The following is a 16,911-nucleotide window of genomic DNA, read 5'->3' on the forward strand; positions in this document are numbered from 1 at the left end:
ATTAATTCATTTAATGAAAGAGAAGGCGAAAGAAAGTAAACATAAAATATTAATATTAGGAGCCAGTGGCTTTTTAGGAAGTGCTATTTACAAAGAACTATGCCCCTATTTTAAAACTTTTGGAACTTATAATATAAGTAACAAAGCCCTTGAAAAGAATAAGCATTTTTTTCAATATAATATTGAAGAGGATGATGTTTATGAAATTCTGGACATAGTAAGGCCTAGCATTATTATTTCTGCTCTACGCGGAAATTTTTCTAAACAAGTTTTGGTACATCAACATTTGGCAGAATATGTTTTTTATCACAAAGTAAAAATCATATTTCTATCTTCAGCTAATGTTTTTGATGCCTATAGTAAATATCCAAGTTATGAAATGGATAAAACCTATAGCAATAGTGTTTACGGACATTTCAAAATTAAAATAGAGAACATGCTATTAAGATTACCTAAAAAGCAAGTGGCTATTTTAAGGTTACCTATGGTTTTTGGTTCACAATCTCCAAGAACCCTTGAAATTCTTGAGGCTTCTAAAGATAAAGAACCTATTGAAGTGTTTCCTAATTTAATTATGAATGTCACTAATGATACTAAGCTAACTCAACAGATACACTATATTATAAATAGAAATAAATTTGGAGTCTTTCATTTGGGAAGCCAGGATTTAGTTCACCATAATGACTTTATAAAAGAGATAGTAAGATCCTATGAATTGGAACATAAAATAGTCTATAAGCAGGTTTACACAACTAATGATGATAGGTACCTGGCTGTGTTACCTAAATATAACTTACTTCCAAAACATCTTCAGCTAATAAGTCAGGATATTATTTCTGAAATTAAAATATAGTTGATTTTAAAACCACAAATTGTTACATTGTAGAACAATTTTTTTATCAAATAATATGAGTAAACTTTCAGAACAAGACATTGAAAAAAAACTGCTCCGTTTTCCCGATTGGGAGTATTTTGACAACGCACTACATGCCGAGTTTGAGTTTGAGAATTTTAAAGATTGTTTTAGTGCTATGAGTCGCATTGCATTTGAATGTGAAGCATTAAACCATCATCCAAACTGGACCAATGTATATAACGTATTGACCATTTCATTATCTACACATGATGCTAATGGTGTAACAGAAAAAGATTTCAAATTGGCCAAAGCCATTGAATATATTGTAGAGCCGGAGGAATAGTTTGTAAATAACTCTTAGGTTTTTAACTTTGTGTGATAAAAATTCCTTTCACTTTTATAAAAATTAATGAATAAAAAACACCTGTATTCACAGGAACAATAAACAAAAAATAATAATTATGGGAAGAGCTTTTGAATTTAGGAAAGCAAGAAAAATGAAACGTTGGTCAGCTATGAGTAAAGCCTTTACACGTATTGGAAAAGATATTGTAATGGCAGTAAAAGAAGGTGGCCCGGACCCAGATAGTAATTCCCGATTAAGAGCAGTGATACAGAATGCGAAATCTGTAAACATGCCTAAGGACAATATAGAAAGGGCCATTAAACGTGCTAGTGATAAAAATCAAGGCAATTATAAAGAAGTAATTTTTGAAGGTTATGCGCCTCACGGTATTGCTGTTTTGGTAGAAACAGCTACAGATAATAACACCCGAACAGTAGCTAATGTAAGAAGCTATTTTAACAAATGTGACGGTAGTTTAGGAACGTCAGGATCTGTAGTTTTTATGTTTGATCATACCTGTAATTTTAGAATTAATAGTGAGGGCTTAGACCCTGAAGAATTGGAGTTAGAGTTTATTGACTTTGGTGCAGAAGAAGTATTTGTTGATGATGATGGCATTTTAATCTATGCGCCTTTTGAAAACTTTGGAGCCATACAATCCGAATTAGAATCCAGAGATATTGAAATTTTATCATCTGGTTTTGAACGTATTCCCCAAGTTACCAAACAACTCTCCCCTGAACAAGTTGAAGACGTTGAGAAGCTCTTGGAAAAACTTGAAGAAGATGACGACGTACAGAATGTGTATCATACTATGGAAGAGAGTGCAGAATAAAAGGACACTAAAGAGAGCTTAATAAGCTCTCTTTTTATTTTAATAAAATGGGAAGAATACACTTTTTTGAATTTGAAGACCAGCAGTGGTTTCCAAGTGCTATAAGAAATTATGGAACCGATTTTTTGCAATATTTATCCAATAAAACCAAACTATACAAGCCTGCTGTTCCCATAATTGAAAAGGCATTAGAAGAAGCTAAAACACACACTATTATAGATTTAGCCTCCGGTGGCGGTGGCGGTTTGCTATGGTTGAATTCAGAATTAAAGAAAACTATTCCGGAATTAAAAATTGTATTGACTGATTATTTTCCAAATATACCAGCCTTTAAACACATCTCTAAAAAATCTGATAATTTCACTTTTGTTAGTGAGTCTGTTGATGCGAGAAATGTACCAAAGGAATTAGAAGGATTAAGAACCCAGTTTTTATCGCTTCATCATTTTAACCCTAAAGATGCCAAAGCTATATTGCAAAATGCAATAAATTCAAGATCAGCTATTGCTGTTTTTGAAGCTCAGGAGCGAAGTTTTAAAAGTATTTTGGCTATGATATTTTCTCCACTAAGTGTTCTTTTAACCACGCCTTTTATCCGACCATTTAAATTGGGAAGAATTATATTCACTTATTTAATCCCTATTGTGCCTTTGTTTGTTCTTTGGGATGGTATAGTGTCGTGCCTTAGAACATATTCGGTAGATGAAATGAATGGCTTAATTGAAAGTTTAGAAAATAAAAATAATTTTAACTGGGAGGTCAGCAAGCTTAAATCTGGCCCGGGAGTTATTCTATATCTAGTAGGAATTCCTAAACCATAATAAGAATAGAAAAATTATGGTTGCTTTTTTGTATTTTCAAGCCTAAATCTTTTTAAACCACATTGACTATGAATAAGTTTTCTTTGCTAGCAATATGTTTTTTGTTTTTTCAGGTTTTCACCTCTGCTCAAACTCCGGTATTGGAATTTATAAATTCATTAAATAAAATTCAACAAGAAAAGACCCTATTGCCATTAAAAGATTCCAGTAGAGAAACCTGGCACTTTTTACCCGCAACAATGTATCAAAGACCAGGAATAGCTTTATTTGAATTAAATAAGACACAAAAGGAACTGGCCTTTAAGTTTCTAAAAAATCAATTGAGTGAGAGTGGCTATCTCAAAGCAAAAAAAATAATTGGTTTAGAACGTGTATTAGCAGAGATTAGCGGAGATACTATTTTTAGAGACCCTGAAAAATATTATATAGCCATCTATGGTAACCCAAAAAAAGATAAGCTATGGACTTGGTCTTTTGAAGGGCATCATATGTCTTTAAATTTTACTGTTCTTAATGGAAAAGCCTCAATTGCCCCAAGATTTTTGGGAACTAACCCTGCAAGAATTGAACACGGAGACCGAAAAGGTGAGCGTGTACTGGCCAATGAAGAAGATTTGGCTTTTGAGTTAATACACTCCATGAATACAAAACAAAGAAAACAAGCTATATTTCAAGAAGATGCTTTTAAAGAAATTGTTACAAAAAACGACTCTAAAGTCAGTCCGTTAAAGGCTACAGGCATTAAAGCTGAATTGTTGAATAAAAAGCAACAAGAGCTTTTATCTGCAATAATAAAAGAATATTTATCCACAATCCCAGAGCATTTAGCAAAAGAAAGATTTGAAATAATAAAGGATTCTGAATTTAATGAAATTTATTTTGGTTGGGCAGGATCTACAACCTTAACAAAACCACACTATTACAGAATTCAGGGCAGTTCTTTCTTAATAGAATTTGATAATACTCAAAATGAAGCCAATCACATACATACCGTTTGGCGTGATTTTGATGGTGATTTTGGAAGAGATTTGATAAAAGAACATTATAAACATAGTCATCACCATAATAATTAGCTTATAACATGATAAAAAAAGAAGTTATCCGTTGGGGATTTATTGGATGTGGCAGTGTAACTGAAATAAAAAGTGGCCCTGCTTATAAATTAACTAAAGGTTTTGAAATACATGCTGTTATGCGACGTGATTTTGAAAAACTCAAAGATTATGCAGTGCGACATCAAATTTCTAAGTACTCTACTGATGCGAATGCATTAATCCAGGACCCCGATATTGATGCCATATACATAGCTACACCTCCCGATAGTCATAAATATTACGCTTTGAAAGTTGCTACAGCCGGAAAACCATGTTGTATTGAAAAACCTTTATCTCCTAGTTATAGTGAGAGCTTGGAGATATGTAACGCTTTTCAGAAAAATAACACCCCTTTGTTTGTGGCCTATTATAGGCGGTCATTGCCTCGATTTTTAAAAGTTAAAGAGTGGCTAGATGCTAATTATATTGGTGAAATCAGACATATTAGTGCACATTTGAGTAAACCGGCAAATGAAAAGGATTTATCTAAAACATACAATTGGAGAACGGATTCTAAAATTGCACCAGCAGGGTATTTTGATGATTTAGCTAGCCATGGCTTAGACTTATTTACTTTTCTATTAGGTGATATTACAGAAGCTCATGGTATAAGTTTAAATCAACAAAACCTGTATTCAGCAAAAGATGCTGTTTCTGCTGTTTGGAAACATGATTCAGGCATAACCGGGTCTGGGGTTTGGAACTTTGGCTGTAATGAACACTTAGATCATGTAACTATTTACGGGAATAAAGGTCATATTGAGTTTTCTGTATTCCATGAAAAACCGATCCTATTGAAAAGTGAATCAAAAAATGAAACATTATTCATAGAAAACCCGAAGCATATACAAACATACCATGTAGAGAATATGCGTGATGTTTTACTAAAAAATAAAACAGCGCATCCCTCAACAGGATCAACAGCATTACACACAAGTTGGGTAATGGATAAAATTCTTAAAACTATTACTTAAACTTTAAGTAAAAAGAATTAAAAAAAGGTTTTCCTCTAATAGCATTCTTATACATTTTTATATCTTTCATACTTTAATAAATATATCACAATATGAGATTGGCTTTTATTCCCGGTTACATTTTTATTTTTACTTTATTTTTTGGATGCAAGAACAAAATGGACACAATAGCAATAGCTACAGACGTTATAAAAACTGAAAAATTAAAAGTTTTAATTATTGATGGAGAAAATAATCATGGTATTTGGCCAAAAACCACTTTTATGATGAAGGATTATCTGGAACAGACCGGATTATTTGAAGTGGATATAAACCGGAAAGCTTATACCTGGATAGGACCGCACTATAACAAGGTGGAAGGAGTTTCCGATATAAATGAGTTACTCAATTTGTATCCCTTAAAAGATAAGGTAACCAGAACCGCGGTAGATTCTACCAAATACGATCCTGATTTCAGCCCAGATTTTAAAGCCTATGATGTAGTGGTTTCCAATTTAGGTTGGAAATCATCAGAGTGGCCTGAAAAGACTAAGGTAAATTTTGAAAAGTATATTAAAGAAGGAGGCGGTTTTGTACTTGTTCACGCTGCTAATAATGCTTGGGGAGACTGGGATGAATACAATAAGATAATTGGCCTTGGGGGCTGGGGAGGCCGTGATATCAATACCGGGCCTTATATATATTATAATGATGATGATGAACTGGTCAGGGACTCCTCGGATGGCAAATGTGCTTCACATGGGCCACAGCACAATTATGTTTTAAAAACCCGTGCTTCAAACCATCCGATTATGAAAGGTTTGCCTGATTCTTGGTTACATGCTAAAGATGAGTTATATGCTGAGATGCGTGGCCAGGGAGAGAATATGACCATTCTGGCTACGGCATATTCTGCAAAGGATAAAAAAGGAACAGAAAGACATGAGCCTTTACTCATGGCCATCAATTATGGGAATGGAAGAATATTTCATTCTGCCATGGGACATATGGATTATTCCTTTGAATGTGTGGGCTTTATAACAACTTTTCAACGAGGTGTTGAATGGGCTGCATCAAATAAAGTTACTCAAAAGGTTCCTAAAGACTTTCCTTCGGCAGATCAGGTAAGTATACGCAAGTGGAACAAATAAGAATTCTATTTGTTCCTTACATAGATTAATTTGAATCTGGTATTATTCTGATCTCTTTGCTCTACTTCAAACTGATCTAAAGATTTAAACAGAGGCATTAGCTTTTCGTACCCAAAATTTCTGGAGTCAAAATTAGGTTGTTTTTTTAGTATTAAAGACCCCACATCACCTAAAAAAGCCCATCCATCATCATCAGCGGCATCATCTACAGAATTTTGTAATAGTCTTATAATCTTTGGAGTAATATTATACAGGTTTTTCTTCTTAGGCTTAGTACCGTTGAGCTGTTTTATAGTGTCTTTCTTTAAAATCTCTAAATAAATAAACTTGTCACAAGCTACAATAAAGGGGTCTGGCGTTTTTTTCTCTCCCATTCCATAAACCAACATCCCAGCTTCTCGCAAACGTGTTGCCAGTTTAGTAAAATCACTATCAGAAGATATCAAGCAAAATCCGTTAACTTTTTCAGAATATAAAATATCCATAGCATCAATAATCATAGCTGAATCCGTGGCATTTTTGCCAGTAGTGTAACTATATTGCTGTATAGGTGTTATAGCGTTTTCAAGTAAAACACTTTTCCATTTTGACAGATGAGGTTTGGTCCAATCACCATAAATTCTTTTTAGTGTCGGTGTGCCATATTTGGCAATCTCTTCCATCATTTCTGAAATGTATTTGGACGGAATATTATCTCCATCAATTAAAACGGCTATTTTTGTATCTTTCATCATATCCAAATAAAGATACAGAAAATACAAAGACGATTGTAAATATCAGGTACTAAACAAACTAAATTATCTTCAAATACTTTGAATATAGTATTTAAAGAACTTTTCAAAAAAAAAAGCTACTTCAATCTGAGTAGCTTTTGTTTTGGGGAAGCTCATGTTTCTTTTTAGGAACAAATTAATTGTTTACTTTATGTTTCATGAACTCAATGTATTGATTACAATATCTGTGCCAGAATTTAACCTTTGTATTAAGAATACTTTGGTATTTTCCCTTTTACATCTTTATAAAAGTTATACATATACTTAAAATCAGCTTCAAAGTTATCTGTAGGATAAAAAGGTTCAGAAACCATGTTTTGCTTATTCTCAAAATCTAGAGTAAACATAATAATAGGTACATTGGCCTTTTTTGCCATATAATAAAATCCTGTACGCCATGAGGTTACTTTTTTTCTGGTACCCTCAGGAGCTAATGTAATTCTGAATTCATCATGCTTATCAAACAATTTTGCAATAGCATCTACTTTGTTTTCACTGGACTGTCTGTTTATTGGAGATCCGCCTAATCTTTTAAAAAAATACCCTAAAGGAAATACGAAGAGTTCTTTCTTTCCTATAAAATTGGTTTTTAGTCCTACTACAGCACGCAGGAGTATCCCAATATAAAAGTCATGCCAGCTAGTGTGAGGTACAGCTATGATTACCGCCTTTTTTATATGTTCTTTTGAAAAAGATGTATTTCCAACAATTTGCCAACCTAGGAGTTTAAAATAAATAAGTTTAGCTAACCATTGCATACTACATTTTTTGGTATAATTCTTTTAATCTTTCTCTGGTAATCGTTTTTTTCCAATCTTTACCTAAGGCATTTTCCCAAAGTGGTTCAAGGCTTAATGCTACATTAATCATAGTATCATATTCTTCATCACTTAAATTAACACAAATACCTTCTGGAAGCTCAATATTATGCAAGGTTTTCATCTCTTTAAAGAGTTGAACGCCCTTAGGATAAAACTCTTCTAAATGATTAAAAACAATACAATTACCAATACCGTGTTTGATACCTAACAAATAGGATAAACCATAACTCATTGCATGGGCTATTCCTACCTGAGAATAGACAATACTCATACCTCCATGCCATGAAGCCATCATAAGTTTTTCCTGTGCTTCTATTTTAGAAAGTTTATTTTCCAAGAATATTTCTTTACACAAATCTAAGGCCATTTCTCCATAGGTTTTGCTAAACGTATTCAGATAAGTACCTGTTAATGATTCTATACAATGAATATAACAATCCATCCCGGTATAAAACCACTGATCTTTTGGCACATCCTTAGTCAGCTCTGAATCTAAAATAACCTGATCAAAAGGTGTGTAATCTGAATTTATCCCCAATTTTTTATCAGGTCCGGTAAGTACAGTCGTTCTGGAAACTTCGGCTCCGGTACCAGAAATTGTTGGAATACCAACATGGTAAACAGCAGGATATTTTACTAAATCCCAGCCTTGATAATCTTTAGATTCTCCTTTGTTTGTAAGCATTATAGATACTGCCTTGGCTAAATCTAAAACACTCCCTCCTCCAATGCCAATCACACCGGACGGACGCGCTTTGGATTTTAAAATAATATCTTCTACAAGCACATCAACTTGTGATGTTTTTGGTTCTTCTTTTGTTGGAACGAAAATAATTCTGTCATCATAGGCTAATGATATTCTTGAAGTTAACCATGTATTTCCTTTGAATACATCATCAACTAAAAAAATAAAAGGCGCATTAACACCTAAACGTTTTGGGGCCAAAACTTCATTTAACTGATTAAAACTACCTCTGCCAAAAATAACTTTTGACACCATTGGAAAGTTCTTATAATTCATTTAACTAGTTTTCTTTTTAGAAACAGTAAAAATACTATTTATTTTAAATTCTATTGGTTTAAATGTTTTTGGAATTTTTCTGAAAAGAGCCCAATGTGATATCCATCAACCAGGGCATGATTTACATTAATAGAAACATTCATTAATAATTCATTCCCATTATCCACAGCCTTACTAAAAGCTAATTTTGGTACAGACTCCAATACTCCGGAAACTGGTTCCTTTTGTCCTGAAAAATTTACCCAGGGCAATGCAGAACAATGAATACAGTCCAATCCATTTTTAGGTGGATATAGATCTTTTGTATTATTTATTCTTTCTTTTTCAATATTTAAATTATTTATAAATTCATTTAGAGCTTTATTATATTCTATAAATGAAAAACCAAATGTTTTATCTTCTCTCATTATAGTTGCTGACGCATGAATAACATCATACTCTACAACGGATTTATTTACAATACGGTATTTAAAATTTTCTAAATCATTTATGGCACGCATACAATCATGCAAATATTTTGCAAAAAAGCTGATCTTATTTTGTTTTGAAAACTGATACGCTTTTGAAACATCAAAAGGTATGGTTACTGCAAAATATGGATCTTTTAGACCCAAAAAATGTTCAAAATGTTGTTTTCTACACCAGGTATTTATATCTATAACTTTCAAATTAATGCAATATGTTTAATATTTCGATTAACGAGTTTATAGTTTTATAGGATTTCCCATTGGTTTCCTGTTCTTCAACCTGTTCATGCGCCCAGGTAGTATGAAACGGCACATGAACTGCATGTGCTCCAATATTAACTAATGGTAATACGTCAGATTTCAGTGAATTTCCTATCATCAAAAACTCTGAAGGTTTAATACTTAAATGGTTAAGTAGTTTAGAATAATTAGCCTCTTTTTTGTCGCTTAAAATTTCTATATGTTGGAAATAACCTGTTAACCCTGACTTCTCCAGTTTGCGCTCCTGATCTAATAAATCGCCTTTTGTTGCCAGTATTAATTTATAGTTCTTTGATAATTTTTTTAAAACTTCTTCAACACCATCAAGTAATTCAACCGGTTTATTTAGCATATCCTTTCCTATATTTAGTATAGCTTCAATGGTTTTAACCGAAACGTTTTTATTAGAAAGCTCGATAGCTGATTCCACCATTGATAAAACAAATGCTTTTACGCCATAACCATAAAGCGGGAGATTATTCATTTCCATCTTAAATAATTCCTGATCAATCTTATTTGGGGTTTCATAATTACTAAGATGCTTTGCAAATTCTAATTCAGCATCTCTAAAATAGGTTTCATTGACCCATAAGGTATCATCAGCATCAAAACCAATAACCTTAATACCATTATAATCTATTTCCATAATTTCTTTGCACGTTCTAAATCTTCAGGTGTATCAATTTCAACGCCTTGTACATCTGTTTCAACCATTTTAATACGTTTTCCATATTCTAGATATCGAATGCATTCAATTTTTTCTGAAGCCTCCAACGGTAACATCGGTAGCTTATAAAAATCTAACACTGCTTCCTTTCTAAAGGCATAGACTCCCTTGTGCTTATAATACTTTACACCTGCATCCATTTCGCGCGGATATGGGATCGGGCTTCTGGAAAAATATAAGGCAAAATTGGATTGGTCTACAATAACCTTTACTGTATTAGGGTTATTTATTTCATCAATATCAGTAATATGAACCATTAATGAAGCCAAATCAATACGCTTCTCATGGTCCGCTTTAAAAACCTCAATTAATTTCCTTAATGATTCCTTATCAGTAAACGGTTCATCACCCTGTACATTAATAACAATATCTATATCCATAAACTCAACAGCTTCTGCTATTCTGTCACTTCCACAGTCATGTTCCTTTTTACTCATCATAGCCTTCCCTCCATTACTTACAATTTCATTGTATATCACCTCACTATCGGTAACTACAAATACATCATCAAAAAGATGTGTAGCCACAGTAGCCTCATAGGTTCTTAGAATTACTGTTTTACCTCCAAGGTCTTGCATAAGTTTACCTGGAAAACGTGACGCCGCATAGCGAGCAGGAATCATTGAAATTATTTTCACCCGTTTAAATTTTGATTAAAACCTAGTTCAAAAATACTACAAATAATGTAGGTTTTAAGTTTTGGAAGGCTTAAACTTTTTATAGAGTTTGAAAATTATTAGCAAAATAATGATAACGGCAATTCCTGCCAATATGGGAAGAAATATAGAAAGTATCGACATGACTAACGCTGATCCGGTTTCAAAAACTGAAACTATTGGATTTCCTAAACCACCTGTAGTTGCTGTTGATGCCAATCGAGTTGTACCTGAAGTTCCTGATATCGCTGCTGCCGTACCACCTCCTGCAATTATAGCTAAAGCCCATGTTATAACTGGGCTTAAATCTGCAACCGTAGACAGCATTATAGCTGTTCCTGCTAATGCAGCTAGTGGAACTGCCATACTATCCAACAAATTATCTATGTAAGGAATAAAATAAGCAAATATTTCTACCAAAGTAGCAACTCCCAGAGTAACTAACGCCGCTGTGCTACCTATCCATTGCCAGGATTCATTAAGTTCCCAAACGCCTAAATATGAAGCTGCACTTAAAGCAAATAAAGGTAAAAAAACTCTAAAGCCTACAGATGCTGATAATCCAACACCAAGACAAATACTAATTATGGTTTCTGTTGTCATAATTAAAAGGTTATCAAAAACTATTCCTCAAAAAAATCATCTTTAAAACCAATAAGATACAATTTTTCTTTTGCTCTGGTCACAGCAGTATATAACCATCTTAAATAATCTTTATCTATACCATTTGGCAAGTATGGTTGTTCTACAAATACAGTGTGCCACTGTCCCCCCTGCGATTTATGACAGGTAATGGCATAGGAGAATTTTACCTGTAAAGCATTAAAATGTTTATTCCCTTTAACTTTTAAAAACTTCTTATAGTTACTGGATTCATTTTCAAAATCCTTCATAACTTCCTGATACAATCTATTAGAATCATTGTAGGACAATGAAGGAGTTTCGGTTTCAATGGTGTCTAAAAGCAAAACAGATTCAAAAGGCCGCATTCTGGGATAATCTACCATACGAATTTTAACTTCCGCAAAACGAAATCCATAAAGCTCCTCTATTTTGAATATTTCCAAGACTTCAATAATATCTCCATTGGCAATAAAACCGGCTTCTGCTGTTGGCTTAATCCAGAAATAGTTATTCTTTACCACCATTAAATAATCCCCCGCAGATAATTCGTTTTCATTAAAGAGAATCCGGTTTCTAATCTGCTGGTTATACAAATTTGCCCGTTTATTACTTCTTACTATTATAGCTGTATCCTCTTTTCCTAAATCACTGTATGCCTCATTAATAGCATCCATGATTTCATAACCATCTACAAGTCTTATAATATCCTTATAATCTGCTAAATCAAACTTAAATACATCAAAAACCGTATTTGATAAAGCGTCACGTAGTACTGTAGCGTTTTCAAGAATACCCGAATCTTGTCCCTGACGCATTACTTCATCCAATTCCATCCTACTAACTTCCTTGTTATAGTTTAAAGCTAAGGTGTTTTCATTTAAGGCAGGACTCAATTCTAATTTTACAGGTGGTAGCTGTGCTGTATCTCCTATTAATAATAACTTGCATTGATGTCCAGAATACACATATTGCATTAAATCATCCAATAAAGAACCGTTTTCAAAAAACTTTGAATCACCTGGTGTATCTGGAATCATAGAAGCTTCATCAACTATAAATATGGTGTTTTTATGTTTATTGGGCTGCAAAACAAATTTAACCCCTCCTCCTTTTTCTTTTTTAGGAAAATATATTTTTTTATGGATGGTAAAAGCCTCCTTTCCAGAATAATTTGATATTACTTTTGCGGCTCTACCGGTTGGGGCCATTAGAACGGCACTTTTTTTTGCTTTCCATAAATTAGTAACAATAGCTCCTATAATTGTTGTTTTACCGGTACCAGCATACCCTTTCAACAGGTAAAGAGCGTTAGGCGATTTGTTAAAAATAAATTCAGACAGTTGTTGTAAAACTATATTTTGCTTTAAAGTAGGTGTAAATGGAAACTGCTGTTTTATAAGGGAATAAAATTCGGATGTTGTCATCTGGATTTGGCTGGCTTTAGAAATTATTCAAAGATAGAAATGATTTTTACTCTCTTTGTTTTTACGATTAAAAAAAAATTGTAGATTTGCTAAATACCATTAATTAATTTAAATTAAATAACATACTATGTTGACATTTATTCTTATTGCAGTTGCAGTGATATTAGTTACAATTGGCTTGGTTAAGTTAGTTGACAAATTTATACCTTCAAAATTCAAACCTGTTTTAAACATAGTTCTTTGGTTGTTAATTGGTTACCTTGGTTACCAAACTTACATGTCAATTTATGAGCCTATTCAATTTAATAAAATAAAAAATAGACGTTATGCTCAAGTTATTGAAAGTTTAAAGGACATTAGAAACTCTCAATTAGCTCACAGACAAGTAACCGGAAAGTTTTCAAAAACTTTTGATGGTCTTGTTAAGTTTATCGATACTGCAGAATATACCATTACTCAACGTAAAGATTCTAGTGTTATAGACAAAGCATTAACAAAGCTATATGGTGTTGATACACCTAAAGACACAGTGATTATTGATACTTTAGGGTTTGTACCTGTTAAGGATTCTTTATTTAAAAATTCTAACAGATATAAAGAAATGATGAATGTACCTGTTGGTAAAGAAGGTGCTAAATTTGAAATGAACGCCGGATACATTGAGCAAAATAAATTGAATATCCCTGTTTTTGAAGTTTTAGTAAAAAAGAATGTGATATTGCATGACCAAAACAAGGACCTTTTAGCGCAAGAAAACCAGGTTATTTCTGTTGACGGAGTAAATGGAGATGCATTAAAAGTAGGATCTATGGATGAGGTTAAAACTATTGGAAACTGGCCAAAAACCTATGGCTCAAACGAATAATAATACAACTAACAAACTAACTAATCAAGAACTGTCCATTCAAATAAGTTTGAGTGGACTTTCTTTTTGTATACTAAACAGACAGTCAAACAGTATAGTATATTTAAAAGAGTCATATTTTGATAAAAAATGTAATCCTTTAGAAGTATTAGATTATTTAAAGCACCTTTTTAATACCGAAGACGTATTAAATTCTCATTTTGATAAAGTGTTCATTATTCATGATAATGAACTCTCTGTACAAGTACCAAAGCCATTGTTTAATGAAGAAGGTTTAGCAGATTATTTAAAGTTTAATTCTAAAATCCTCAAGTCTGATTATATAACCTATGATATCATATCAGAAAATGACATTGTTAATGTTTATGTACCATACATAAATATTAATAATTTCATATATGACAAATTTGGAGACTTCACCTTTAAACATGTATCTACGGTCTTAATTGAAGAAATATTAAGAATTGAAAAAAATGCAAAGCATTTAAAATTTTACGTAAATATTGACAAAGACCATTTTGAAGCTATTGTTGTAGATAACGGTAAATTACTCTTTTATAACACATTTAATTATGCTTCAAAAGAGGATTTTATATACTATATCCTTTTTGTCGCTGAACAATTAAGCCTAAACCCTGAAACGTTTAATCTTGTTTTGATAGGTGATATTAAAGCGCATGACTATCTATATAATATAGCTTATAAATACATTAGAAATGTTGACTTTGGACATAGAACCGATACGTTTAAATTTGAGAGTATGCCAGCCACTAATTATTCAAACTTCACCTTACTAAAGAGTATATAATGCGTATTATATCAGGTTTATATAAAAGCAGAAAGATTGTAGCTCCCAAAAATTTACCGGTACGCCCAACTACAGATATGGCTAAAGAGTCATTATTTAATATTATTAACAACCTGTATTATTTTGATGAGGTTTCTGTATTGGACTTGTTTGCTGGGACCGGTAATATCAGTTATGAATTTGCCTCAAGAGGCACTGAGCAAATTACTAGTGTTGATCAGGACTTTGGTTGTATTAGGTTTATAAACCAAATAGCTGAAAAATTTGAAATGCCTATCAATACAATTAAAAGCGATGTCTTTAAATTTTTAGAGAAGACCAGTATGCAAGTGGATATTATATTTGCAGATCCTCCTTATGGTTTAACTAATGAGCAATTTGCTCAAATTCCGGAATTGATTTTCAAAAACAACCTCTTACTCAATAACGGACTATTAGTTATTGAACACTCAAAACATACCAATCTATCCCATATAAATCATTACGCCTATTCTAAAAGTTATGGTGGCAATACGTTTAGCTTTTTTGAAGTTGACTAAGCAAACAATTTTTTTAATTCCTTTTTTTTCAGTAACTTAGAATTCTCCTTAAGGGCCCCAGGCTCTAGATATTCTTAACTCTCACCAATAAAAATTTATTTTGTTGTATATGTATGGTGGTTAATAGTTAAAAAACTAACCTTTAAAACCATATATAAAATGAAAAACTTTTTTTTACTTACAAGTGCAATAATTCTTTGTATTGCATGTCAAAATAAACCCCAACGCTATTTTTCCGAATCACCAGAAATTGAAACCGTCAAAGCAGGAATCAAAGCATATGAAACCGGTGATTGGAGCAAATGGAAAAGTAATTTTTCAGATACTGCTAAAATATATGTTAACTCACTTAAATCCTTAACAGTAAAGGATAGGCTGGAAGGGTTAAAGCAAATGACTTCAGCCATGTCATCTTATGGTTTTGACCATGATAAGGAATTCATTGAAATGGTTTTGGATAAAGAAGATGAAACATGGGTTTATTATTGGGCAACACATAAGGGAACTTTGGCTGCAAATAATAAAGAAATGTCTATCCCCGTACATTTAGCAATTCATTTTGAAAAAGGAAAAATAGTTGAAGAGCATATCTACTTTGACGGGACTGAGATGAATGCCGAATTTCAAAAACTTAATGATAAAGAAGAAGAAGAAGAGCTTCTTGAAAACTAAAAGCTACTATTAATCAACCAATTATAAATTATGAAAACAATTAAATCCATTTTTTTATCGGTACTATTTTTATGTTTTATATGTACTTCAGTTAAAGCTCAAAAGTTATACCAAGTACATCAAGACAATGTGAAACCATCAAAACTCATGGAATACGAAAAAGTTGCTAAAGACTTTCATCAAGCCTGTGTTGATCACAATGTTCAAGCCCAATGGTTAGCAGCAACAATGGATAATATGAGCTATTTATATGTAACACCAATTGAAAACTTTGCCGATTTAGACAAAAGACCTTTTGCCGATATGGCAAAGGCCATGGGAGATAAATTTGGTGAGATGTTTGACAGGTTTGATAAGTGCTATGATTCACATGGAACTTATGTCATCATTTTAGATGAGGAACTAACTTATATGCCAGATGGGTTTTCTCAAACCCAGGAAGGCATGGATTACCGTGACTATTACTTTATTCATTACGTACCTAAAAATGGTAAAAAACTCAGAGAAGGTATGAAAGCAGTTAAAGAAATGTTTGCTGCAAAAGGCTCTAAGTCTTATTACCGTATATACAGAACAGGATTTGGATCTATGAATAATTATTATATGGTAGCTATGTCAAGTAAAGATGCTATAGATTCTGCAACAAAACAAAAAGCAAACGAGGAATTATTAGGACCGGAACGCTATGAAACTTTTAATAAAGTTTTAAAATATGCCTCTAAAATGGAAGAAGTTACTGGAGAAATAAGACGGGATTTATCGTATTCCCCAAAAAAAGAATAGTTTAGTAGTTAGTCAACCATTTTTAATTGTAAACCCTTCTTTATTAAATAAAGAAGGGTTTACTTATATTAAAGCAAATCTATAAGCCGAATTCTGTATGTTCTGAACGCGTTTCAGTAAATTCTGAAACAATCCAAAACATCCTTATCATTTATCTGAATGTATTATTACTAATACACTTTAGCTGTCTACCCTCCAATATCAGGCGTGCAACCTTCTAACACTGGTTTACATGACATTGCACCATATAGAGTTTACCTGATTTCACTACAGCACTACCTGTACATACTTTCTGTTGCACTTTTCCTAGTTTCTCAACTGGTGGCCATTAACCACTATATTGCACTATGGTGTTCGGACTTTCCTCCTCCCGACAAAAACAGGGAAGCGATAAGGCAATTTACTTAACGCAAA

The 16,911-nt window shown here is 32.7% G+C and carries 20 protein-coding genes and 1 other RNA gene; 12 read left to right on the forward strand and 9 right to left on the reverse strand.

From position 1 onward, the window contains the following. Positions 1–13: 13 nt before the first annotated feature. From VOI54_RS14135 to VOI54_RS14165, 7 genes are all read left to right on the forward strand, one after another. Positions 14–853 carry a sugar nucleotide-binding protein gene (locus VOI54_RS14135; protein WP_326283512.1) on the forward strand — a complete coding sequence of 280 codons (840 nt, stop codon included), beginning with the start codon at positions 14–16 and terminating at the stop codon, positions 851–853. A 55-nt stretch (positions 854–908) separates the two neighbouring features. Continuing rightward, complete coding sequence (locus tag VOI54_RS14140; RefSeq protein WP_326283513.1) at positions 909–1,199, forward strand: 4a-hydroxytetrahydrobiopterin dehydratase; 291 nt, start codon at positions 909–911, stop codon at positions 1,197–1,199. Positions 1,200–1,317: 118 nt separating this feature from the next. Then, on the forward strand, positions 1,318–2,037 hold the full coding sequence (locus VOI54_RS14145; protein ID WP_326283514.1) for a YebC/PmpR family DNA-binding transcriptional regulator: 720 nt from the start codon (positions 1,318–1,320) through the stop codon (positions 2,035–2,037). Positions 2,038–2,084: 47 nt separating this feature from the next. Next, positions 2,085–2,858, forward strand: a complete 774-nt coding sequence (locus VOI54_RS14150; protein WP_326283516.1) for a hypothetical protein — start codon at positions 2,085–2,087, stop codon at positions 2,856–2,858. Between the two features lie 68 nt (positions 2,859–2,926). Beyond that, positions 2,927–3,931: a DUF3500 domain-containing protein gene (locus VOI54_RS14155; RefSeq protein ID WP_326283518.1), complete on the forward strand. Its 1,005-nt coding sequence runs from the start codon at positions 2,927–2,929 to the stop codon at positions 3,929–3,931. 8 nt (positions 3,932–3,939) lie between these two features. Next, positions 3,940–4,926, forward strand: coding sequence for a Gfo/Idh/MocA family protein (locus VOI54_RS14160; protein WP_326283519.1), 987 nt, complete (start codon positions 3,940–3,942; stop codon positions 4,924–4,926). Positions 4,927–5,084: 158 nt separating this feature from the next. Then, positions 5,085–6,056 carry a ThuA domain-containing protein gene (locus VOI54_RS14165; RefSeq protein ID WP_326283521.1) on the forward strand — a complete coding sequence of 324 codons (972 nt, stop codon included), beginning with the start codon at positions 5,085–5,087 and terminating at the stop codon, positions 6,054–6,056. 5 nt (positions 6,057–6,061) lie between these two features. Here VOI54_RS14165 and VOI54_RS14170 read toward each other — a convergent pair whose 3' ends face one another. The 8 genes from VOI54_RS14170 to VOI54_RS14205 all read right to left on the reverse strand — a co-directional run bounded on the left by VOI54_RS14170 (position 6,062) and on the right by VOI54_RS14205 (position 12,830). Continuing rightward, the gene (locus VOI54_RS14170; RefSeq protein WP_326283522.1) at positions 6,062–6,790 is read right to left on the reverse strand and encodes an NYN domain-containing protein; all 729 of its coding nucleotides are present in this window, start codon (positions 6,788–6,790) and stop codon (positions 6,062–6,064) included. A gap of 248 nt (positions 6,791–7,038) precedes the next feature. Continuing rightward, entirely contained in the window at positions 7,039–7,587 is a 549-nt protein-coding gene (locus tag VOI54_RS14175) for a 1-acyl-sn-glycerol-3-phosphate acyltransferase (protein ID WP_326283523.1), read from the reverse strand. A gap of 1 nt (position 7,588) precedes the next feature. Then, entirely contained in the window at positions 7,589–8,671 is a 1,083-nt protein-coding gene (locus tag VOI54_RS14180; RefSeq protein WP_326283525.1) for an iron-containing alcohol dehydrogenase family protein, read from the reverse strand. A gap of 50 nt (positions 8,672–8,721) precedes the next feature. Beyond that, positions 8,722–9,339, reverse strand: a complete 618-nt coding sequence (locus VOI54_RS14185) for a CatA-like O-acetyltransferase (protein WP_326283526.1) — start codon at positions 9,337–9,339, stop codon at positions 8,722–8,724. 1 nt (position 9,340) lies between these two features. Continuing rightward, on the reverse strand, positions 9,341–10,045 hold the full coding sequence (locus VOI54_RS14190) for an HAD family hydrolase (RefSeq protein WP_326283528.1): 705 nt from the start codon (positions 10,043–10,045) through the stop codon (positions 9,341–9,343). Continuing rightward, on the reverse strand, positions 10,036–10,749 hold the full coding sequence (gene kdsB, locus VOI54_RS14195) for a 3-deoxy-manno-octulosonate cytidylyltransferase (RefSeq protein ID WP_326283557.1): 714 nt from the start codon (positions 10,747–10,749) through the stop codon (positions 10,036–10,038). The genes VOI54_RS14190 and kdsB overlap by 10 nt, the downstream gene beginning before the upstream one ends. Positions 10,750–10,818: 69 nt before the next feature. Continuing rightward, on the reverse strand, positions 10,819–11,385 hold the full coding sequence (locus VOI54_RS14200) for a DUF4126 domain-containing protein (protein ID WP_326283530.1): 567 nt from the start codon (positions 11,383–11,385) through the stop codon (positions 10,819–10,821). A 20-nt stretch (positions 11,386–11,405) separates the two neighbouring features. Beyond that, entirely contained in the window at positions 11,406–12,830 is a 1,425-nt protein-coding gene (locus tag VOI54_RS14205; protein WP_326283531.1) for an ATP-dependent DNA helicase, read from the reverse strand. 127 nt (positions 12,831–12,957) lie between these two features. On the opposite strand from VOI54_RS14205, the gene VOI54_RS14210 reads away from it, so the two are divergent. The 5 genes from VOI54_RS14210 to VOI54_RS14230 all read left to right on the forward strand — a co-directional run bounded on the left by VOI54_RS14210 (position 12,958) and on the right by VOI54_RS14230 (position 16,497). Beyond that, on the forward strand, positions 12,958–13,695 hold the full coding sequence (locus VOI54_RS14210) for a hypothetical protein (RefSeq protein ID WP_326283533.1): 738 nt from the start codon (positions 12,958–12,960) through the stop codon (positions 13,693–13,695). Continuing rightward, complete coding sequence (locus VOI54_RS14215; protein ID WP_326283534.1) at positions 13,643–14,503, forward strand: DUF3822 family protein; 861 nt, start codon at positions 13,643–13,645, stop codon at positions 14,501–14,503. The genes VOI54_RS14210 and VOI54_RS14215 overlap by 53 nt, the downstream gene beginning before the upstream one ends. Continuing rightward, entirely contained in the window at positions 14,503–15,042 is a 540-nt protein-coding gene (locus tag VOI54_RS14220; RefSeq protein WP_326283536.1) for an RsmD family RNA methyltransferase, read from the forward strand. The genes VOI54_RS14215 and VOI54_RS14220 overlap by 1 nt, the downstream gene beginning before the upstream one ends. Before the next feature lie 159 nt (positions 15,043–15,201). After that, positions 15,202–15,714 carry a nuclear transport factor 2 family protein gene (locus VOI54_RS14225; protein ID WP_326283537.1) on the forward strand — a complete coding sequence of 171 codons (513 nt, stop codon included), beginning with the start codon at positions 15,202–15,204 and terminating at the stop codon, positions 15,712–15,714. 147 nt (positions 15,715–15,861) lie between these two features. Continuing rightward, positions 15,862–16,497, forward strand: coding sequence for a hypothetical protein (locus VOI54_RS14230; RefSeq protein ID WP_326283539.1), 636 nt, complete (start codon positions 15,862–15,864; stop codon positions 16,495–16,497). A 66-nt stretch (positions 16,498–16,563) separates the two neighbouring features. Here the strand turns inward: VOI54_RS14230 and rnpB are convergent. After that, an RNA gene (gene rnpB / locus VOI54_RS14235) (RNase P RNA component class A) lies at positions 16,564–16,904 on the reverse strand. Positions 16,905–16,911: the final 7 nt, after the last annotated feature.

It is taken from the genome of Alterotamlana spongicola, assembly GCF_035818475.1.
Classification (GTDB): domain Bacteria; phylum Bacteroidota; class Bacteroidia; order Flavobacteriales; family Flavobacteriaceae; genus Cognatitamlana.

Coding starts and splice junctions, on each gene's coding strand:
- VOI54_RS14135 (WP_326283512.1), top strand. CDS start 14: ATGAAAGAGAAGGCGAAAGAAAGTAAACATAAAATATTAATATTAGGA.
- VOI54_RS14140 (WP_326283513.1), top strand. CDS start 909: ATGAGTAAACTTTCAGAACAAGACATTGAAAAAAAACTGCTCCGTTTT.
- VOI54_RS14145 (WP_326283514.1), top strand. CDS start 1,318: ATGGGAAGAGCTTTTGAATTTAGGAAAGCAAGAAAAATGAAACGTTGG.
- VOI54_RS14150 (WP_326283516.1), top strand. CDS start 2,085: ATGGGAAGAATACACTTTTTTGAATTTGAAGACCAGCAGTGGTTTCCA.
- VOI54_RS14155 (WP_326283518.1), top strand. CDS start 2,927: ATGAATAAGTTTTCTTTGCTAGCAATATGTTTTTTGTTTTTTCAGGTT.
- VOI54_RS14160 (WP_326283519.1), top strand. CDS start 3,940: ATGATAAAAAAAGAAGTTATCCGTTGGGGATTTATTGGATGTGGCAGT.
- VOI54_RS14165 (WP_326283521.1), top strand. CDS start 5,085: ATGGACACAATAGCAATAGCTACAGACGTTATAAAAACTGAAAAATTA.
- VOI54_RS14170 (WP_326283522.1), bottom strand. CDS start 6,790: ATGATGAAAGATACAAAAATAGCCGTTTTAATTGATGGAGATAATATT.
- VOI54_RS14175 (WP_326283523.1), bottom strand. CDS start 7,587: ATGCAATGGTTAGCTAAACTTATTTATTTTAAACTCCTAGGTTGGCAA.
- VOI54_RS14180 (WP_326283525.1), bottom strand. CDS start 8,671: ATGAATTATAAGAACTTTCCAATGGTGTCAAAAGTTATTTTTGGCAGA.
- VOI54_RS14190 (WP_326283528.1), bottom strand. CDS start 10,045: ATGGAAATAGATTATAATGGTATTAAGGTTATTGGTTTTGATGCTGAT.
- kdsB (WP_326283557.1), bottom strand. CDS start 10,749: ATGATTCCTGCTCGCTATGCGGCGTCACGTTTTCCAGGTAAACTTATG.
- VOI54_RS14200 (WP_326283530.1), bottom strand. CDS start 11,385: ATGACAACAGAAACCATAATTAGTATTTGTCTTGGTGTTGGATTATCA.
- VOI54_RS14205 (WP_326283531.1), bottom strand. CDS start 12,830: ATGACAACATCCGAATTTTATTCCCTTATAAAACAGCAGTTTCCATTT.
- VOI54_RS14210 (WP_326283533.1), top strand. CDS start 12,958: ATGTTGACATTTATTCTTATTGCAGTTGCAGTGATATTAGTTACAATT.
- VOI54_RS14215 (WP_326283534.1), top strand. CDS start 13,643: ATGAGGTTAAAACTATTGGAAACTGGCCAAAAACCTATGGCTCAAACG.
- VOI54_RS14220 (WP_326283536.1), top strand. CDS start 14,503: ATGCGTATTATATCAGGTTTATATAAAAGCAGAAAGATTGTAGCTCCC.
- VOI54_RS14225 (WP_326283537.1), top strand. CDS start 15,202: ATGAAAAACTTTTTTTTACTTACAAGTGCAATAATTCTTTGTATTGCA.
- VOI54_RS14230 (WP_326283539.1), top strand. CDS start 15,862: ATGGAATACGAAAAAGTTGCTAAAGACTTTCATCAAGCCTGTGTTGAT.